General features: G+C 73.4%; 5 protein-coding genes and 1 pseudogene. 5 read left to right on the top strand and 1 reads right to left on the bottom strand.

Features of this window, described 5'->3' with window-relative positions; translation table 11 throughout:
- The 4 genes and pseudogenes from HW577_RS20535 to terL all read left to right on the top strand — a co-directional run.
- Positions 1 to 275: pseudogene (locus tag HW577_RS20535) on the top strand (hypothetical protein); the annotation flags it as partial.
- 34 nt (positions 276 to 309) lie between these two features.
- Positions 310 to 2589 carry a phage tail fiber domain-containing protein gene (locus tag HW577_RS20530; protein ID WP_198377986.1) on the top strand — a complete coding sequence of 760 codons (2280 nt, stop codon included), beginning with the start codon at positions 310 to 312 and terminating at the stop codon, positions 2587 to 2589.
- A complete protein-coding gene (locus HW577_RS20525; RefSeq protein ID WP_198377985.1) occupies positions 2586 to 2900 on the top strand; it encodes a hypothetical protein in 315 nt (104 codons plus the stop codon). Before HW577_RS20530 ends, HW577_RS20525 begins: the two co-directional genes overlap by 4 nt.
- Positions 2878 to 4317 carry a phage terminase large subunit gene (gene terL, locus HW577_RS20520; RefSeq protein ID WP_198377984.1) on the top strand — a complete coding sequence of 480 codons (1440 nt, stop codon included), beginning with the start codon at positions 2878 to 2880 and terminating at the stop codon, positions 4315 to 4317. Before HW577_RS20525 ends, terL begins: the two co-directional genes overlap by 23 nt.
- Before the next feature lies 1 nt (position 4318).
- Here the strand turns inward: terL and HW577_RS20515 are convergent, their stop codons facing one another.
- Complete coding sequence (locus HW577_RS20515; protein ID WP_408639544.1) at positions 4319 to 4540, bottom strand: hypothetical protein; 222 nt, start codon at positions 4538 to 4540, stop codon at positions 4319 to 4321.
- Positions 4541 to 4622: 82 nt separating this feature from the next.
- Between HW577_RS20515 and HW577_RS20510 the strand changes: the two genes are divergently transcribed.
- Positions 4623 to 4958, top strand: coding sequence for a hypothetical protein (locus tag HW577_RS20510; RefSeq protein WP_198377982.1), 336 nt, complete (start codon positions 4623 to 4625; stop codon positions 4956 to 4958).
- Positions 4959 to 5061: the final 103 nt, after the last annotated feature.

The following is a 5061-nucleotide window of genomic DNA, read 5'->3' as shown; positions in this document are numbered from 1 at the left end:
GGGAACGCGAACGCGCCCAGGCGTTGGCGCGCACCATCGCCTCCGTGCGCGCGCGGCTCGCCGCGGGTGGCGTGGCACCGGACGAAGGGTCCGCCGCCGCGCTTGCGGCCGGGCTGCGCCAGGATGCCGCGCAGGATGCGGCCGAGGAGGCCGCCGTGACGCAGGCGCGGCTGGCCGCCGGGCGGCGCTCGCTGCTCACGCCCGATGGCAGCCTCACCGCCTTCCTGCGGGCCGGGCAGAGCCTCGGCGGCGCCGTGCGCAGCCTGCTCGACTGACCCGCCGTTCCCTCCAGACCCCCGAGGATTCCCGATGGCCGAACACATCACGATCGGCGATGTGGCGCCGCGCGTCCAATACGTCGCGGATGGCGTGCAGTCCGCCTTTCCCTATCCCTTTGCGATCTTCGCGCCGGAGGATCTCGAGATCCGGCTTGACGGCGCCCTGCTGACCGGCGGCGCGGAGGTCACCGGCGCGGGGCGATCCGATGGCGGCACCGTCACGCTCTCCGAAGCCCCCGCATCCGGCACGCGCGTCACGCTGCGCCGGCGGCTCGCCCTCGCGCGGCTGACCGACTTCCAGGACAACGGCATCCTGCGCGCGCGCTCCCTCAACGACGAGCTCGACTACCAGGTCGCCGCACTTCAGCAGGTGGCCGAGGATGTCGCGAACGCCTTGCGCGTCGGCCCCGCGGATGGCGGCGCGCTGACGCTGCCCGTGCGCGCCGCGCGTGCTGACCGCGTGCTCGGCTTCGACAGCCTGGGCGACGTGACGGTGTTCGAGCGTGGCACGGCGAGCCTCGGCGTGCCTTTCCCCGGCGGCGTGCCGCGCACGGTCGAGGACAAGCTCGCCGAACGGCTGACCGCGCGCGACTTCGGCGCGACGGGCGACGGCGTGACGGATGACGGGCCCGCGCTCGCCGCCGCCATGGCCGCCGCGACGGCGTCGGGCCGCATGCTGGAGATCGGGGAGGGCACCTTCCGCACGACCCAGCCGCTGACGCTCGGCGAAGGTGCCGCGGGCCTGACGATGAAGGGCGCGATCCTCTATGCCGGTCCGGCGGGCACCGTCGCGCTCACGCTCGGCGACGGCGCGGCCGTGCGCAACGCGGCCAAGCGCTACGAAGGTCTGCGCGTGCTGCGCGCGACCATCTCCGACTGGACGGAGGAGGGCGACATCGGGCTGCTGCTGCGCAACCTCGATGCCTCGCTCGTCGAGATCCGCCAGGTCGAGGGCTTCACCATCGGCGTGCGCACCCTGGGCGTCGAGCGCGGCTTCGAGGACACGACGCTGATCCTCGGCCGTATCGGCAACAGCCGCATCGGCCTCGACATCCGCACCGAGACGGCGGCGGGGTGGAACACCTCCGTCCGCTACATCGGCGGCCACTTCACCATCGGCAGCACCGTCAACGTGAATACGGATCGCTTCGGTGTGCGCTTCTCCGCCGCGCCCGGCGCCTATATCGCGCACAACCGGCACCTGTTCGACGGGCCGAACTTCGAGCTCCGCGCGGAAGGGCGGCCGATCAGCGGCATCCCCTTCCTCTCGGAGGTCAGCAGCCGCGCCGTCTGGGTGCGCGGGCTGCGCATGGAAGGCTGCAGCCCCTTCGTCGCGCGCCATACCGGCGCGGCGCAGGACCATGTGTACGAGGTCGCCTGGGCCTCCCAGGCCTATGAGGTGGATGTCGACTACGCGCCGGGTGCGACGCGCGCCGGGGCCGCGCTGCGCCGCTTCCACCAGGCGGCCGCCTTCCGCGAGGCGACGCGGGAGGTCGCCGCGGTCGCGAATCTCCGCGCCGCGCGCATCCGCTGGTCGAACACCGAATGGGGGTTCGAGCGGCTCGCCTGTCTTTCGTCCAACGTGGCAGGCACGCCATCGACGCTTGCGGAGTTCGCCTTCCCCGCGCTCGCCGGCTACGGCTTCACCGATCGCGGCGTGCTGCTCACCGGCGGGCGCGGCCTCGGCTTCGTGGTCGATGCGCGCGGCTGCCGGGACTTCGCCCTCGCAGTCGATGCCGATGCGCCGCGGCTCGTCGTCATGGGCTTCGACGCGGCGGGCAATCTTCTGTCCGATGCCGGCGCGCCGCTCGTGCTCGCCTCCGGCCAGTCCATGGCCTGGAACGCGACGGCGCGCTGGTGGCAGGGCACGGCGGACATGCTGGACGCGACCTTCTCGCGGCCGCAGGTGGTGCGCCTCGCCCCGCAGATCGCCTTCGCCATCATCGGCGTGGCGCGCATCGGCGCCGACTATGAGGTACGCGCGATGCGGCTGGCCTGCGACCCGCTGCACGCGCCGCCGCTGCTGTTCGGCCTGCCGGACCTGCCGCATGGCGCACGCGAGCTGACGGCGGAAGCGGCGTGGGATCCGCCCTCGCTCGCCGCCGGCGCCACGGCGCAGCTCAACCTGGCGCTGCCGGGGGCGCGGCCGGGCGATTTCGCCTCCGCGGCCTTCTCGCTCGCGACCTCCGGCGTTGTCTTCCTCGCGCAGGTGGGGGCGACGGATGTGGTGACCGTCACCGCCTGGAACCGCAGCGGTGGCGCGATCGACCTCGGCGCCGGGACGGTGCGTGCGCGCGTGGTGAAGACGTGACCGAAGGCCGCGACGTCGTCCCGCACGGGCCCGCGCTGCGCGGCGCGCTCGACATGGTGGTGGGCGACTATCTGCGCTTCCTGCGCGCCGGCCCGGATCCGTCGATCGAGGACGGGTCGAAGGCCTTCGCCAGCTACCAGGCGGGCTGCAAGGCCGCGCTGTCGCATCTGGAGCTGCTCATCAAGGTCGGCCGCTCGCTGGGTGCGCCGGCGATCGAGGCCGAGGAGGCGGCGACCATCCTGGTCGAAGCCCGCGCGGCGCTCGCGCAAACCCCGGAGGACCCCGTGGATGCCGGTGAAGGGGAGTGCTGACCCTGCCTTTCTCGAATTCGTCTGGATCTGGAACCGCCGTCAGCGGCACGAGACGCCGTCGATTCACCGGCGCATCGCGCGCTGGCTGGACGCGCGCCAGGCGACGGGCGACACGCGCCTGCTGCTGATGGCCTTCCGCGGCTGCGGCAAGTCCACCCTGATCGGCCTGTGGTGCGCCTGGCTGCTGGCGCGGCGGCCGGAGACACGCATCCTCGTGCTCGCGGCGGATGCGCCGCTGGCCGCGAAGATGGTCGCGAATGTCCGGCGCATCGTCGAACGCCACCCGCTGTGCCGGCATCTGCTGCGCGGCACGGCCGAGGCCTGGGCCGCGGACCGCTTCACCGTGGCCCGCGACGGCGCGCTGCGCGACCCGTCGATGCTCGCACAGGGCATCGGCGGCAACGTCACCGGCAACCGGGCCGAGGTGATCGTCTGCGACGATGTCGAGGTCGCGGGCAATTGCGACACGCCGGCCAAGCGCGCCGAGCTGCGCGAGCGGCTGGCGGAGACGGAGTTCATCCTCGTGCCCGGCGGCACCATCTTGTTCGTCGGCACGCCGCATTGCGAGGACAGCCTCTATCGCGATGCGCGCGAGGACGGCGCTTTCCTGGCGGGCTACCGCCGCCTGGTGCTGCCGGTGATGAACGCCGCCGGTGCCTCCGCCTGGCCCGAGCGCTTCCCGCGCGATGCGATCGCGGCGCTGCGCGACCGCGTCGGGCCGACGCAGTTCCGCCGGCAGATGCTGCTGCAGCCCGTGCCGTCGGGCGCGGTGCGGCTCGATCCCGCCGCCATCATCCGCTACGCGGCCGAGCCCGACTGGCGGGAGGCGCAGGGCAGGGGCGTGATGACCTTGCTGGGGCACCGGCTCGTCTCCGGCGGCGCCTTCTGGGACCCGGCCTATGGCCGGCCCGATGGCGGCGACGCCTCGGTGCTGGCCTGCTGCTACGCGGATGGGGAAGGGCGCGTCTTCCTTCATCGCCTCGCCTATCTCGTGCAGGACCCGGCGGCGGCGGAGGATCCGGCGACGCAGCAATGCCGTGCGGTGGCCCGCCTGCTGGCCGAGACGCTGCTGCCCGCGGTGCGCGTCGAGACCAACGGGCTGGGAAAATTCCTGCCCGCGCTGTTGCGCCGCGTGCTGGCCGAGGAAAGCGTCGCCTGCACCGTGATCGACCATGCGAGCAGCCGCGCGAAGGAGGACCGCATCCTCGCCGCGCTGGAACCCGCACTGGCCGCGCGGCGGCTGCACGCGCATGACAGCGTCTATCGCACGTCCTTCGCGGCCGAGATGGCCGAATGGCGGCCCGGTGCCGCGGGCGTGCGGGACGATGCGCTCGATGCCGTGGCCGGCTGCCTGCTGGCGGACCCGGTGCGGCTCGTGCGCGCGCGGCCGCCGCCGCGGCGGCCGGACTGGCGCTGATCTACGCGGCGCGGCGCTTCAGGATTTCGCTGCCGTGCCGGTCGCGGCCGGCTTCGGTGATCTCGAAGCGTCCATCCTCCCGCGGCCGGGCCAGGCCCATCGCGGTGAGGCGATTGAGGCAGGGCCCGTCCTTCAGCCCGGGCGGGCGGCCATGCGGCCCCACCAGCGTCAGCCGGTGCAGGGCCGAGCGGCAGCAGGTCTCGAGATAGGGCTCGTTCCACATGGCGGCGCGCATTCCCCGGGGCTCGGCCCAAGGGTGGGGAAGCCGGCGCCTTCCTTCAAGTCCGCAAGCAGGAGGCATCACCATGCCGATCCAGATCGAACCGCTCTGGTGGATCACCGCCGTGGAGGCGCCGGTCGTCGCCGCGCTCTTCTGGATGATCCACGGGCTCCGGCGCGACATGCAGGCGCGCATCGAGCGCGGCGACCAGCGCGATTCGGATGCGCTGACGCGCACGCGCGACGACCTCGCGCAGTTCAAGCTGGAGGTCGCGCGCACCTACGTGCCGCTGTCCCTTATCCGCGACCTCGACCGGCGCATCTCCGACCACCTCGTGCGCATCGAGGCGAAGATCGAGGAGGTTTCCCGCGCCAGCATCGCCGTCGCGCAGGCCGCGCGGCGCGCGGAGGACCGGGAATGAGCGCCGCCGAGGTGCTCGCCCTGACGCTGTGGGGGGAGGCCGCGGGCCGCCCTGTCCGCGCGATCGAGGGCCTGGCCGCGCTGATCGTCAACCGCGCGCGCCG

The sequence above is a fragment of the Neoroseomonas rubea genome (assembly GCF_016106015.1).
Lineage (GTDB): Bacteria > Pseudomonadota > Alphaproteobacteria > Acetobacterales > Acetobacteraceae > Neoroseomonas > Neoroseomonas rubea.
This window is presented reverse-complemented; position numbering and strand designations above follow the sequence as displayed.

Bases quoted from the DNA above. Each gene is read 5' to 3' on its own strand.
- HW577_RS20530 (WP_198377986.1), top strand. From the start codon at position 310: ATGGCCGAACACATCACGATCGGCGATGTGGCGCCGCGCGTCCAATAC.
- terL (WP_198377984.1), top strand. From the start codon at position 2,878: ATGCCGGTGAAGGGGAGTGCTGACCCTGCCTTTCTCGAATTCGTCTGG.
- HW577_RS20515 (WP_408639544.1), bottom strand. From the start codon at position 4,540: ATGTGGAACGAGCCCTATCTCGAGACCTGCTGCCGCTCGGCCCTGCAC.
- HW577_RS20510 (WP_198377982.1), top strand. From the start codon at position 4,623: ATGCCGATCCAGATCGAACCGCTCTGGTGGATCACCGCCGTGGAGGCG.